This is a genomic window from Chryseobacterium sp. CFS15 (assembly GCF_031118795.1).
Lineage (GTDB): Bacteria > Bacteroidota > Bacteroidia > Flavobacteriales > Weeksellaceae > Chryseobacterium > Chryseobacterium indoltheticum.
In genome coordinates, this window is the sequence record NZ_JAVHYL010000012.1 from 54,029 (window position 1) to 67,499 (window position 13,471).

General features: G+C 33.8%; 13 protein-coding genes. 2 read left to right on the plus strand and 11 right to left on the minus strand.

Going from position 1 to position 13,471, the window contains the following annotated elements; translation table 11 throughout:
- Window positions 1–330: 330 nt before the first annotated feature.
- Entirely contained in the window at window positions 331–1,275 is a 945-nt protein-coding gene (queG, locus tag OH814_RS17145; RefSeq protein WP_308829005.1) for a tRNA epoxyqueuosine(34) reductase QueG, read from the minus strand.
- A gap of 109 nt (window positions 1,276–1,384) precedes the next feature.
- On the opposite strand from queG, the gene OH814_RS17150 reads away from it, so the two are divergent.
- Entirely contained in the window at window positions 1,385–1,663 is a 279-nt protein-coding gene (locus OH814_RS17150; protein WP_076561751.1) for a rhodanese-like domain-containing protein, read from the plus strand.
- 56 nt (window positions 1,664–1,719) lie between these two features.
- Entirely contained in the window at window positions 1,720–2,337 is a 618-nt protein-coding gene (locus tag OH814_RS17155; RefSeq protein ID WP_308829006.1) for a hypothetical protein, read from the plus strand.
- Window positions 2,338–2,418: 81 nt separating this feature from the next.
- Here the strand turns inward: OH814_RS17155 and OH814_RS17160 are convergent, their stop codons facing one another.
- From OH814_RS17160 to OH814_RS17205, 10 genes are all read right to left on the minus strand, one after another.
- The gene (locus tag OH814_RS17160) at window positions 2,419–3,192 is read right to left on the minus strand and encodes an alpha/beta hydrolase (RefSeq protein WP_308829007.1); all 774 of its coding nucleotides are present in this window, start codon (window positions 3,190–3,192) and stop codon (window positions 2,419–2,421) included.
- A gap of 3 nt (window positions 3,193–3,195) precedes the next feature.
- Window positions 3,196–4,140: a nitronate monooxygenase gene (locus OH814_RS17165; RefSeq protein WP_308829008.1), complete on the minus strand. Its 945-nt coding sequence runs from the start codon at window positions 4,138–4,140 to the stop codon at window positions 3,196–3,198.
- A gap of 134 nt (window positions 4,141–4,274) precedes the next feature.
- Window positions 4,275–5,642, minus strand: a complete 1,368-nt coding sequence (locus OH814_RS17170; RefSeq protein WP_115619933.1) for a peptidylprolyl isomerase — start codon at window positions 5,640–5,642, stop codon at window positions 4,275–4,277.
- A gap of 88 nt (window positions 5,643–5,730) precedes the next feature.
- Complete coding sequence (locus OH814_RS17175) at window positions 5,731–6,654, minus strand: PfkB family carbohydrate kinase (protein WP_308829009.1); 924 nt, start codon at window positions 6,652–6,654, stop codon at window positions 5,731–5,733.
- A gap of 70 nt (window positions 6,655–6,724) precedes the next feature.
- Entirely contained in the window at window positions 6,725–7,282 is a 558-nt protein-coding gene (gldD, locus tag OH814_RS17180) for a gliding motility lipoprotein GldD (protein ID WP_115619935.1), read from the minus strand.
- Window positions 7,283–7,500: 218 nt separating this feature from the next.
- A complete protein-coding gene (gene mutY, locus OH814_RS17185) occupies window positions 7,501–8,547 on the minus strand; it encodes an A/G-specific adenine glycosylase (RefSeq protein ID WP_308829010.1) in 1,047 nt (348 codons plus the stop codon).
- Window positions 8,548–8,581: 34 nt separating this feature from the next.
- On the minus strand, window positions 8,582–9,055 hold the full coding sequence (locus OH814_RS17190) for a hypothetical protein (RefSeq protein ID WP_308829011.1): 474 nt from the start codon (window positions 9,053–9,055) through the stop codon (window positions 8,582–8,584).
- A gap of 77 nt (window positions 9,056–9,132) precedes the next feature.
- A complete protein-coding gene (locus OH814_RS17195) occupies window positions 9,133–10,494 on the minus strand; it encodes a DUF5458 family protein (protein WP_123885786.1) in 1,362 nt (453 codons plus the stop codon).
- 23 nt (window positions 10,495–10,517) lie between these two features.
- Entirely contained in the window at window positions 10,518–11,054 is a 537-nt protein-coding gene (locus OH814_RS17200; protein ID WP_083677075.1) for a type VI secretion system contractile sheath small subunit, read from the minus strand.
- 152 nt (window positions 11,055–11,206) lie between these two features.
- The gene (locus OH814_RS17205) at window positions 11,207–13,306 is read right to left on the minus strand and encodes a M13 family metallopeptidase (protein ID WP_308829012.1); all 2,100 of its coding nucleotides are present in this window, start codon (window positions 13,304–13,306) and stop codon (window positions 11,207–11,209) included.
- Window positions 13,307–13,471: the final 165 nt, after the last annotated feature.

Consider the following 13,471-nt stretch of genomic DNA (forward strand, 5'->3'; position numbering starts at 1 on the left):
AAATTTTTTCTAAAAGTATTTATTTTAATTCAAAAATTAATTAAATTTAACTAACAAACATTCACAAATATGCTTAAAAACGCGAAATCTCAAAAAAGATTTAAAGTAAGAGTAAAAACAGCTCCTAAAAGAACCCAGAAAAAACGTTGATTTCTTAAAGATATTCTCTTTTTGAAAGTCAATTTTTCTTTTGTAGGAAAGGCTTTTTTAATTTTTATGAATTGGAATCTTTTATTTCTTTAGAACTAAAGTTTTAAGGAATGGTACAATACCCATATTATTTTTGGAAACTATAATTTCCGAACAGGTTTTTTCACCTTTTATATTTTGCTATAATTTCTCTGAAGATTGATTCAAAAACTCAATATTTCTTTTCAAACCGGCAAATTTTGTACGTTTTACAGGTGATTTCCTGAATATTTCCGAGAATATTTCGTGAGTCAATTCTTTCCACTCTCCTTTTTTGAAATTTTTCAACGCTTCATTAGGTTTAAATTTAGCCTGAAGATTCGGCGCCGAAAAACGGTTCCAAGGACAGACATCCTGACAGATGTCGCAGCCAAACATCCAGTCTTCCATTTTATCTTTAAAGTAATCGGGAATTTCAGTTTTCAATTCAATGGTTGCATAGGAAATACATTTGCTTCCGTCAACAATTTTCTCCGAAACAATCGCATCAGTTGGACAAGCATCGATACATTTTCTGCAACTTCCGCAATGATCGGTTGTTTCATGATCAGGAATTAAATCTAAATCACAAATAATTTCAGCTAAAAAATAAAAAGAACCACTTTGTTTGGTGATTAAATTGGCATTTTTTCCAACCCAGCCAATTCCTGATTTTTTTGCCCAGCTTCTTTCCAAAACCGGAGCTGAATCTACGAAAACACGGAATCCGAAATTTCCGATTTCTTCTTGTAATTCAGCAACCAAATCACGAAGAATTTCTTTTACTACTTCATGGTAATCTTCGGCATACGCGTATTTTGAGATTTTAAAATTCTCTAATGCAGAAATTTTCTCTTCAGGAAAATAGTTATAGGAAAGAGAAATCACAGATTTGGAACCTTCTACCAATAATCTCGGATCTAATCTTTTGTCGAAATGATTTTCCATGTATTTCATTTCACCATGGAAGTTATTTTTAAGCCATTTTTCTAAATGACGCGCATCTTCCTCCAGAAAATCTGCTTTCGAAATTCCACAATTCTGAAACCCAAAACTTTTAGCTTTAGATTTGATTAATTGGGAATATTTTTCAGCAGTTGAATTCATAGATTTCGCATTGCAAAACTAAGATTATTTTATAAATTTGTTGAAGTTTGGATGTGTGAAAATACTTCATACATTTATTTTGTAATTTAACTCAAAAAAATTAAATATTATGTCATTAGCAGATGTATTACAATCAGGAAATTATGCATTAATCGACGTTCGTGAGCCAATGGAGCTTGAAATGGACGGAAATATAGAAGGAGCAGTCAATATTCCTTTGGGAGAAGTTGAAGACAGAAAAGACGAAATCTTATCTATCGAAAAGCCTGTTGTTTTGTTCTGCAGAAGCGGAAACAGAAGTGGAAAAGCATTAGAATATCTGAATTCTCAAGGCTTACAAGATGGCTACAACGGCGGTGGCTGGGCTGACTTGAAAGCAAGCTTATAACAAAACAGAAGGAACTTTTTTTAAGTTCCTTTTTTTATTTAACTCAAACGATATGTATGATTTTAAAAGATAGATTTGAATCGCTTTGTCTAAACTTTACAGAAGATAAAATTTTAATTGAAAAATTTTGGATCGAAATTGAGAAAAACTATTCAGGGAAAAACAGGCATTATCACAATCTTCAACATTTAGAAACTCTATTTGAAGAAATTGAACATGTAAAAGATAAAATCAAAAATTTCAATACTATTTCATTTTCTATTTTTTATCATGATTTAATTTATGATGCAACTTCAAAACTAAATGAAGAAAAAAGTGCAGATCTTGCAAAAGAAAACCTTGGAATTGTAGGTTTGAATAATGAAGATATACAACAAATTTACGAGCAGATTTTAGCTACAAAATCACACAAAAAATCGAATGATGAAGACATTAATTTTCTTTTAGATGCAGATTTATCGATTCTTGGGAAAAGCTCGCAAGTTTATTTAGAGTATACAAAACAGATCAGAAAAGAATATTCTATTTATCCGGATTTCCTTTATAAACCGGGAAGGAAAAAGGTTTTACAACATTTTCTGGCACTGGAAAATATTTTTAAAACTGAGTATTTTAAAAATAAATATGAATCTCAAGCGAGGGAGAATATTGAATATGAATTGAAAAGTTTGTAGGTTTTTTTCATTTTATTAACCACCCCGTCAAAAATTCTTTGAATTTTCGCCACCCCTCCAGAGGAGGGGAATTGTAGCGAATTAATTTATTACGGAGTTTATAAATTCAATTGATTTATTTAAAACTATTTCCGGAGATTCTTTGTGCGGTGTATGTCCAACATTTGGGATGATGAATTTCTCCGATCTTCCTGTAACCTGCGAAACCGTTCTTTCAACTTGATCTAAAGTTCCGTATTCATCAGCTTCTCCTTGAATAAACAAAAGAGGACTTTTAATATTTTTCAATAAATACTCAATATTCCAGCTTCTGAATTTTTCATTAAGCCAAATTTCAGTCCATGCTTTGACAATTGTTTCTACTTTATCGCCGTGATATTTTTCCAGACGTTGAGGTAGATTTGTGGTATTGTAAGCATTTAATGCCTCTTCCACTCCTTTTACTGTAATATCTTCCACAAAAATATGTCCGGCTTCACAGATTACAGCTATTACTTTTTCAGGATATTTTGATGCGGCAATTAAGGCAATCGTTCCGCCATCGCTGTGACCGAAAAGAATTGCATTGTTTATATTTAATTCAGAAAGTAAATCATTCAATATATCTGCTTCCAGTTCCATGTAATTGTTTTCTCTTTCATGGGTAATCATAGGAAAAGATTTTCCGTATCCTAAACGATCATACACTAAAACATTACATTGTGTCGCTTTCGCCAATTTTTCAGGGAAATCCCTCCAAAGCTGAACCGAACCTAAAGAATCATGCAGAAAAACAATTGTTGGTTTATTTTCGAATGAATTATTAAATTTTATAAATAAGTTTTGCCCTTTTACATCAATTACCTCTTCAATCATTATTTATAAGCTCGGATTTTTTGTTTCATTAAATTCTTTTAAAAGGTTAGCAAAAACCGTTTCCACAGGAAGAACTTCGTCAATCAAAGCTGAAACCTGACCGATTTCCAATTCACCTTCTTCCATATCACCTTCAAACATTCCTTTTTTAGCTCTCGCTCTCCCTAAAGAAGCGACCAAAGCTTCGGCATTTCTTCCTACATTGTATATTTCCTCAAGCTCGTTGAAAAATTTGTTTTTAACCATTCTTACGGGCGCCAGTTCTTTTAAAGTAAGAATCGTATCGCCTTCATTCAGTTCTGTAATTTTCTTTTTCCAGTTTTCGTGAGCACTTGCTTCCTGTGTTGCCGCAAAACGGCTTCCGATCTGAACTCCGTCTGCGCCCAAAATCATTGCTGCTTTCATTTGAGAACCCAAAGCAATTCCTCCTGCAGCAATCAATGGTTTTGAAATATGTTTTTTAACATTCGGAATCAGGCAAAAAGTTGTTGTTTCATCTCTTCCGTTGTGACCTCCTGCTTCAAAACCTTCAGCAACGATTGCATCAACCCCTGCCTCTTCACATTTAACGGCAAACTTGGTTGAAGAAACCACATGAGCGACTTTTAAACCTTCTTTCTGAAGCGTTTCGGTATATGTTTTAGGACTCCCAGCAGAAGTGAAGACTATTTTCACGCCTTCTTCCAGAATAATATTGATAATTTCTTCTAAATTGGGGTAAAGCAAAGCGACATTTACACCAAAAGGTTTATCGGTAGCTTTCTTGCATTTCTGAATATTCTCTCTTAAAATATCCGGATACATACTTGCCGAACCAATTAAACCCAATCCACCACAATTGGAAACTGCCGAAGCCAACTTCCAACCTGAATGCCAAATCATACCGGCCTGAATAATGGGATATTTTATATTGAAAAGTTCTGTGACTCTATTTTTGTTTTCGTTCATTTCATGAAGCTTTTTAGCGGAGTTGAAATCTATAAAATTACTCATAAGGTAAAAATACTAAAAACGTAGATTCTATAATACATGTGAGAACTATTTTCACAAAAAAACCTTCAGAAAGTTCTGAAGGTTTTGTATTATTTTTTAAGAGATTCTTTTTTCCAGTTCCCTTTAAAATCACAGCTGTCATATCGACCGTCTATAGAAATAAATGTGGTTGGAAGTTTTGAATTGACAAACTTCTCAATCATTTCACTTTTTTTCTTGTTGAGAGCCATCTGCTTTATTCTGTCATAATCTGTTTCAAGAGTTATCTGGTGCGCAGGAATAACATCTTCAATTTTAATGATTTTTACAACTTTTCTCTTTCTGTCATCTTCATCATCAAACGCAGTTGTAATATCATTTTTATTAAGACCGGCAAGCTCGTAACTAATCACTCCCGGAATACTTTCTCTTTCGATTTTACTTGAACCATCTCCACCGGTAATAACACCCGCATTGAATTTAGTTTTTTTATCATCGGAAAACTTAAATGCAGCATCTTTAAAACTCAATTTTTCAGCTAAGACCAAACCTCTTATACTGTCTAATTTTTGTTTTGCAGTAGTAATTTCTGCATCTGTAGGTGTTGCCATCAAAAGAATATGTCTTGCATCATAGGCTTTCCCTGATTTTTTCACCAACTGAATAATATGGTATCCAAACTCAGATTCTACAGGGTCTGAAATTTCACCTTCCTGTAAGTTTAATGCTGCAGCTTCGAAAGGCTTTACCATTTGTCCTTTAAAGATATTTTTCATCAAACCTCCATTTGGTGCTGTTCCCTGGTCTTCAGAATAAATTCTTGCCTGACTTTCGAAACTCTCTCCACCTACAATATCAGCTTTGATTTTCTTTAATTTGCTTATTAACTCTTCTTTATGAGCCTCCGTTAATTTAGGATACATCATAATCTGAGAAAGAGAAACTTCATCTTTTATTTCAGGAAGCTGAGATTTATACATGTTGAAAAAATCTGTTACTTCATTCGGAGTAACATCGGCTTTTTCTGTAATTCTTCCATATTTTGCCTGTCCGTAATATTGATCGGTATCAATTTTTTCGATGGCATTTTTCATCTCAAACTGATTTCTGAACTTATACGCAGTAAGCATCGACTTTTCGTCCGGAAACTGAGAAAGCAATTGGTTGTACTTTGCATTTGCCCCATCTTTAATCGCCGCAGAACGGTTTTCGATCAGGGTATCTCTTTTAGCTTCGTATACCAGAAGTTTATTATTGATTAAGTTTTCCAAAAACTCACATCTGTCGGTTGTTGAAGCACCCTGCTGTTTTCCGTAATTCATCTGCTCTTCAACATCAGATTCCAAAACGATCTCATCACCAATTACTGCCGCAATACCGTCTACCAACTGACCTTTCTTTAGCTGAGCATTGATGTTTCCTGAGAACAACATCGTGAAGACTGCAAGAAGGAAAGTGATTTTTAGTTTATTTGTCATTATACTATTTTAAACAAGTTGCAAATTTAGAATTCTTAATGAATTGCACTCAATTTTTTATTATAAATATTTCTTAAAAAGAGATGATTTATTGCAATTCTACATTAAAAGTTGTCAATTCTTTAAATTGCTTCAATCTGTTTGTAATATCTGCTTCATTTACCTCCTGAATTCTTTCTGTTCCGAATTTTTCTACGGTGAAAGATGCCATTGCGGAACCTACGATTAATGCAGACTTCATGGTTTCAAAATCAAAGGTTCCTTTTTTAGCAAGATAAGCTGCAAAACCGCCTGCAAAAGTATCACCCGCACCAGTCGGATCGAAAACTTCTTCTAAAGGAAGTGCAGGAATTGCGAATACTTTATTATCATGGAACAATAAAGCTCCATGCTCTCCTTTTTTGATAATCACATATTCAGGCCCCATTGTGTGGATCTTTTTAGCTGCTTTTACTAAAGAATATTCACCGGAAAGCTGTCTAGCTTCTTCGTCATTGATGCTGATTACGTCAGTTTTAGCAATCATATCTTTCAGAATATCCATTGCAGAATCCATCCAGAAATTCATGGTATCTAAAATAACCAATTTTGGGCGCTTATTCATTTTTTCTAGAACTGAAAGCTGAACTCCAGGGTGAAGGTTTCCTAATAACAAAATCTCTGCATCTTGCATAGAAGCTGGAATTTTTGGATCAAAATTTTCCAAAACATTCACTTCAGTAGCTAAAGTATCTCTTGTATTTAAATCATTATGATATTTACCAGACCAGAAAAAAGTTTTTCCTTCTTTTACAATTTCTATTCCTTCGATGTTTACATCTCTGTTGGTAAACATATCAAGATATTCTTGTGGGAAATCTCCACCAACTACCGATACAATTCCAGATTTCACACCCAAAATAGAAGATGTAATCCCGATGTAAGTAGCTGCACCACCCAAAATTTTATCTGTTTTACCAAACGGCGTCTCAATTGCATCAAATGCCACGCTTCCTACGACTAAAAGTTTCATATGTATTTTTATCTATTTTTTTTAATTATATGTAATCTTACCGATTCATATGTAATTTATTCTGTTTATTTTATTTTTTCCATTCAAAAGTATCCAGCAAATGCATCATATCTTTTTTGATATAATCGATTGCAGGCGCTAAAGAATCTGGTTTTGGTCTGGAATTAAAGTATAAATAGCCCGTTACGAAATGCTTTGTACTGTCGGTTGCATAAAACTGCAGATTGGATGCAGCCTGACCTTTCAGTTCATAAAAATTTCCGTAGACTTTTTTCTCAGGATATTCGAAAGATTTTGTATCGATAGAACTCGCTTTTACAGTATGTTTATAAACCATTTTTTCGGTTTCCATGATCTGCTGGGCAAAATCATTGTTTATTGGATAATACGTCAGGAAAATCTTAGCCTTCATTTTCGGGTAATTAAGATAATACCAACAAGGTTTTTTTGCATCATAAATTTTAGCATAATCTGAAACTTCAAAAGAATACAGACAATTGGGCTCAAATTTCTGATATTTTGGTGCGGGATACTCTAATCTCAATTCACCGTAAGGCTTTGGAGTAGATTCTTTTTCGCACGAAATAATCAACATTGAAAGAAAAATAAAAATGACTTTTTTAATCATTTTGCAAAAATACAAATTAGATTTTAGATTTAAGGACACAAATTTCAGCATTTCAATGAGTTTTGAAATTTGGATAACAAGAATTTATTTAAATGCCAATATCCATAAAGTCTGTCATTCCGTAGGATTCTCAACTCATTTAATAAACAATAAATAAAAAAACAGCGCTTAGATTCCTAAGAAATTACAATTATGTTGGAGATTTTTCATATTTAACATTAAAAAATTTTATACGCTATATCGTAATTTTGAATATAATTTTCTAAAGGTTTCGGAAATGATCTTTCGTGCGAACCTTCAACATCCGTAATAATGTAATTGTTTTGAGCAATAAAATCTTGCCAAGCCGATTCAGAATCAACCTCAACATTAAAAATTTCTATGCTTAAATTTTTGTGGGTAAGCTTATGACTGACGGTTTTTAGACTTTTAATAAATGTATTTAAATCTTCAGAAATACTCAGTGGAAATTCAAATAATTTCTTCCAGATAAAATCATCCTTTCTTTGCTGGATTAAAAACTGTCCGTTCCGATGAACGAAATAATATTTTAAGTGTAAATCTTCCGTCTTTACTTTTTTAGTTTTGACAGGAAATTGTGAAGTTTTATGTAAAGAAAAAGCAAGGCAATCAGCATTTACAGGACATTCTCCGCACAAAGGATTTTTGGGTTTACAGATTTCCGAGCCTAAATCCATCATTGCCTGATTAAAATCGCCTACATTTTCAGGCATAATCAAAGTTGATAATTCCGAAAAATAATTAAAAGCTCGTGAATTTGAAATATCAAAATCATCAGCAAAAATTCTGCTTAAAACCCGATAAAAATTTCCATCAACTGCGGGCATTTTTCCACCAAAGCAAATACTTGAAACTGCGGCAGCGGTATATTTACCTATACCTTTGAGTTTTAAAATCTCTTCGTAATCAGAAGGAAAAACTCCGTTATAGTCATTAATAATTTGTTGTGAAGCTTTATGAATGTTGATGGCACGGGAGTAATACCCCAAGCCTTTCCAATACAGCAAAACATCATCTTCAGAAGATTCTGCCAAAGTTTTTAGGTCGGGAAATCTTTCGATAAAATTATTGTAGTGATTCAATCCCTGAGCAATTCGGGTTTGCTGAAAAACGATCTCGCAAATCCAGATTTTATAAGGATCTTTGGTTTTTCTGAACGGTAAATCTCTCGCATTTTTATCATACCACTTCAGCAGCTTGTTCCCGATGTGAAGAAAGTCTGAACTTTTTTTATTCTTTTCCAAAAAACCAATTCATTTTAGTGAGGCAAAGATAAAATTATTTTTTTGCGCTATCAAGAAGATAAACTGGTGCACCTTTCAACCATTGATATTTGATTTGTTTCACTTCTGCAATAGATTTATAGCCTTTAAGTTTTTCTAAAAAGACGTATACCGAATCATTTTTTTCTTTTTTAAGATTTAATCTCTGATTGGAAAGAAACCGGTAAGGATACGAAATTACAGAATCTCTTTTGCTGAATAACAAATCTCCCGAATTGATGCTATAGATATAAATTGCTTTGCCTCGACCTGAAGAACTGTCGGTAACAGAAATATCTGAACTTGCCACGACCATATCACTGATTCCGTAAGCTTCGTCTTCAGACATTATATAAGCCTGATTGCTATCTTTTTTTTCGTTTTTGAAAAGATCAACTTCATATTTTCGGGGGCGTTGATATTCTTTTTCACAACTTAAAACAGCAAATAACAGACAGGCTAACAAAGTATAAAACGTAAACTTTTTCATTAAACCGCGTTTAAAAATAATTAGAAAAAAAACCGATGTTTTTGACGCACCGGTTTCTATATTAAATATTGGGAAGATTAATCCTGGATATATTCTGCATCCCACTCGTTACCGTCATCACCTTTGTGGCCGTCAAGCTTGATCACAAAACTTTTTGTCGGGAAGTATGGAGTCAGTCTGATATCTAGCCAAACTCTGTCTTTATTTACTTTATCCTGCTCAAAACGTACAATTTTGAACTTTTCTATTAATTTATCAGCACCCTTGATACCGTCTAAGAAACTTACAATCTGTTTTCTCAAATCGTCTTCGTTTCTTGCATTCCAGTTTTCAAAGGCTCTTCTGTTTAAGAAATCCAATAAAACTTTAGTTACATAATCGAATACACGAACTACAGAATACGTCTGAAGACCGATGTTATCTCCTGTAAACAATGTTTTTGCAGAGAATGCCATGATTTTTCCGTATTCGTTCACCATAGGAACCAATCCCATTTTTTCTAACTGGGAAATTTCACTTTTCTTTAATTCAAATTTCACAGCATCTACTTCGTTGATATTACCGTGTTTTTTACCGGCAGCAACCTGTGACATTAATGTTTTGTGAATTTTTCCTGCCAATGAAGTTGAAGGTGGAAGTTCTACATTTTCTTCTTCTCCTACTTCTTCTGCTCTACCACGACCAACAAGCCAGTTACACGTCATAATGACATTACTTCTGTGCAATTCGCCACCCGTAAGATTTGCAGAGTGAAATAGATCGACTACATCATCAGGCTTATCAAGATTGGCAAAATCGGTAACCATCATTACTTTGTTTTCGTTACAGATTTTTGCCCATTTTTCAATTACTTTATTCGATCCCAAATATCCCGGAATCGCCAAAATAGAATAGTTATCTCTTAGATCTAAACGGTCGTAATAATTTTTAAACTCATCAGAAATAGCATCGATAAATAACGGGTTATCTAAATCTGAAACCTGCTCTAACGTTGCATTGACGATGCTTACATTATCTACCTTGTCTAATTCTGTATTTTTATAAAACTGCGCAACCGTTCTGTATGAAGTTTCCAATTGACGAACAGCATCAAGAGAATTTTTAAGATTTAACTTTAAATTCTGATCTGCATTTTGTGCTTTATTTTTGCAAGTTTCTGCCATTTTTTCGGCAGATTCGTTACTGCTTAAAAGCTCTACCCAGAGATTAATTTTCTGTAGCAGCTCTTTTCTCTCATCGGTTTTATTACCATCATTCAGAAAGATTTCTTTTCTTGCTTTTCTGGTTGGGTTCATATTGGCAATCCCGTCTACGACAGATTCTATAAAGCCAAAACCTCCGATTTTATTTAGTTCTTCAAGCGGATTTCCTTTTGGTCTGCCTGCCTGTTGTTGTTGATTATGCTGTTGACTTTCTGCAGCCTGTAATTTACTATCCATAATATTTGTGTAGGTAATTTAGATTATTTTTCAAGTTCTTGTGCAACATCTTTTAATGCTTCAATAAAAGCAGCTCTGGTCTGCTCGTTTTCCAACATATTGCGAAGAATCTTATTGGTTTTCAGCTGACGTACAATTTTATTGTACTGCTCCTGCTCCATGCTGAGCTGCTGAAGATAATCTGATTTCTGAACAAGATTTTTGGGAGTAAAGTCTGCAAGATTCTGAAAACGGAATTCTTCTTCTACCACACTTCCATCTTCTGTCTCATGCTGTACAGCGACGGAAGGCTGAAAATGTCTGAAAACATCATCTACGGTTTTTAATCCTGTAACGATTTCGGGAACATAAGTTTCGTCTGTTGTAAGCTGGCTTACGATGAGCGATTTGTTTTCCTGAATTTCCTGAATAGCTTCATTAGCGTCGACCTTGACTTCGTTTCCGCCAACACCATAATTAAACATTGCCATATTATTATTATTTTGAGATTGTTGATTTTGGTTTGGATTAGCAAATTTTTGACCAATCCATTGTTTAAATTTATAAAAAAACTGTAACATACAAAATTTTGTGAAGATTTTTCTTAAAATAATTCAATTCTCTATTGATAACCGAATGATTGTTAATATGTTTTGGTATCACTAATCTATGAAAAATAAACAAAAAAACGCACCAAAATGATGCGTTTTAATAATAAGTTATTATACGAGAATTACCAAATTTTGATTCTCTCGGCCGGAGCTTTATAAAGCTTGTCTCCAGGCTTAATATCGAATGCTTTCATAAAAGAATCCTGATTTACCAGAGGCCCGAAAGCTCGGAAATATCCCGGTGAATGCGGATCTGTTTTCACCTGATTCATCATATACTGATCGGTAGATTTTGTTCTCCAAACTGTTGCCCAGCTCATGAAAAACCGCTGATCCTGATTAAACCCGCTAATCAAACCTACATTTCCTTTATCTTTTAAATACATCTGTAAAGCATCATAAGCAACCGCTACGCCACCTAAATCCCCAATATTTTCACCGCTGGTAAATTTTCCGTTTACAAAACTTCCTTTTACCGGTTCGTAAGCGTTGTATTGAGCTGCCAATTGTCCAACTTTTGCATCAAAATTCTTACGATCCTGATCAGTCCACCAATTATTTAGATTTCCGTCGCCATCGAATCTTGAACCGCTGTCATCAAAACCGTGCGAGATTTCATGACCAATCACTGCTCCGATTCCTCCGAAATTCACCGCAGCATCTGCTTTAGGATTGTAAAAAGGTGGCTGTAGAATTGCAGCAGGGAAAACAATTTCGTTATTTGAACCGCTGTAATATGCATTTACGGTTTGTGGAGACATTCCCCATTCCGTTTTATCAACAGGTTTTCCTACTTTTTCTAAGCTTTTCTGATATTGCCAAGCGGAAACATTTTGTAAGTTGGAATATAACGTAGCCCCTTGAGCCGGAGCCTCTACTTTTAATTTAGAATAATCTTTCCACTGATCCGGATAAGCGATTTTCACAGAGAATTTTGATAGTTTTTCCTGAGCTTTTACCTTGGTTTCCGGCGACATCCAATCCATATCATTGATATGTTTTTTGAATGATTTTAAAATGTAGTCGATATACATTTCCATCTGCTGTTTAGATTCCGGCGTAAAATATTTATCAACATACAATTTTCCGAATGCTTCACCCAAAACTCCGTTTACAAGCGCCAAACCTCTTTTGTCCATCGCTCGCTGTTCTTTCTGTCCCTGAAGATATTTAGAGTAAAAATCGAAACGGATATTGTCTAGATTATCGCCCAAATTACTTGCATTGCCATTGATGATATGATATTTCAAATAATCTTTCAACAACGGAAGATTTTTCTGATTGATAAACTGATCCATATTTTGGTAATATTTCAGTTCACCCACGATTACTTTATCAGTATTTACGCCTGCATCTTTCAGATATTTAGCCAAATTTACATTTTTTACCAAGCCAGAAAGCTCAGTAACATTTTTAGGATTATATCTTAAATTGGCATCTCTGTTTTGCTCTAAAGTCAATAAATAATTGGCCAGTTGCTTTTCAAAATCAACTACATTTTTAGCCGTTGCATCAGAATTTTTATATCCTAAAACGACAAACAATTTAGCAACATAATTTTGATATTCAGCTAAAGTTTTGGTATTGGCTTCATTTACTTTTTGATAATAATCTCTTCCTAAACCAAGATCTGGACCACCAAGATAAACCGCATTCATCTTAGAGTTTTTCATGTCTGCGCTTACTCTCCAACCATAGAATGAATTGTCTCCCAATTTGGTTGCTTCTAAAAGATATTCCTGAAGATCATTTACATTTTTAATGGCATCAACTTTTGCTAGATCTCCTTTAATTGGATTGATACCATCTGCATTTCTTTTGCTGACATCCATAAAAGATGCATACAGATTCTGAATTTTTTGTCCTTCAGAGCCTTCAGCATATTTCTCGGTTAAAATTTTATTTAAAATACCTAGCGAAGCATCATCTACATTTTCTCTCAACGCATTGAAAGATCCCCAACTTGCTTTATCAGAAGGAATCTGAGTTTCTTTTACCCAATTCCCGTTGACATAACTGAAGAAATCATCCTGCGGACGAATCGTTTTATCCATATAAGATAAATTAATTCCGTTTTCAGGATAAATAGTCATTGAAGAATTCTCAACAACGATATTTGTAGGAGCTTTTTCCACAGTTGCAGTTGTATTTTTGGTAGTACCACAAGAATTTAAGAATACAATACCTGAGAATGCAAGTACTGCAATATTTAGCTTTTTCATTAAAATAATTTTGATGTGTAAAACAGTTTGATCAAATATAGCAATTAATGTTAAATTAATTTTGTGCGTTTTTTTACATTCCTGAAATTCAAATGAAAAATAGTATCATTTGGCTAAAGCCATTTGAAGAGTTTATTAAGAAAACGAGCTAAATCCCGCTTCTAT

Bases quoted from the DNA above. Each gene is read 5' to 3' on its own strand.
- queG (WP_308829005.1), bottom strand. From the start codon at position 1,275: ATGAATTCAACTGCTGAAAAATATTCCCAATTAATCAAATCTAAAGCT.
- OH814_RS17150 (WP_076561751.1), top strand. From the start codon at position 1,385: ATGTCATTAGCAGATGTATTACAATCAGGAAATTATGCATTAATCGAC.
- OH814_RS17155 (WP_308829006.1), top strand. From the start codon at position 1,720: ATGATTTTAAAAGATAGATTTGAATCGCTTTGTCTAAACTTTACAGAA.
- OH814_RS17160 (WP_308829007.1), bottom strand. From the start codon at position 3,192: ATGATTGAAGAGGTAATTGATGTAAAAGGGCAAAACTTATTTATAAAA.
- OH814_RS17165 (WP_308829008.1), bottom strand. From the start codon at position 4,140: ATGAACGAAAACAAAAATAGAGTCACAGAACTTTTCAATATAAAATAT.
- OH814_RS17170 (WP_115619933.1), bottom strand. From the start codon at position 5,642: ATGACAAATAAACTAAAAATCACTTTCCTTCTTGCAGTCTTCACGATG.
- OH814_RS17175 (WP_308829009.1), bottom strand. From the start codon at position 6,654: ATGAAACTTTTAGTCGTAGGAAGCGTGGCATTTGATGCAATTGAGACG.
- gldD (WP_115619935.1), bottom strand. From the start codon at position 7,282: ATGATTAAAAAAGTCATTTTTATTTTTCTTTCAATGTTGATTATTTCG.
- OH814_RS17190 (WP_308829011.1), bottom strand. From the start codon at position 9,055: ATGAAAAAGTTTACGTTTTATACTTTGTTAGCCTGTCTGTTATTTGCT.
- OH814_RS17195 (WP_123885786.1), bottom strand. From the start codon at position 10,494: ATGGATAGTAAATTACAGGCTGCAGAAAGTCAACAGCATAATCAACAA.
- OH814_RS17200 (WP_083677075.1), bottom strand. From the start codon at position 11,054: ATGTTACAGTTTTTTTATAAATTTAAACAATGGATTGGTCAAAAATTT.
- OH814_RS17205 (WP_308829012.1), bottom strand. From the start codon at position 13,306: ATGAAAAAGCTAAATATTGCAGTACTTGCATTCTCAGGTATTGTATTC.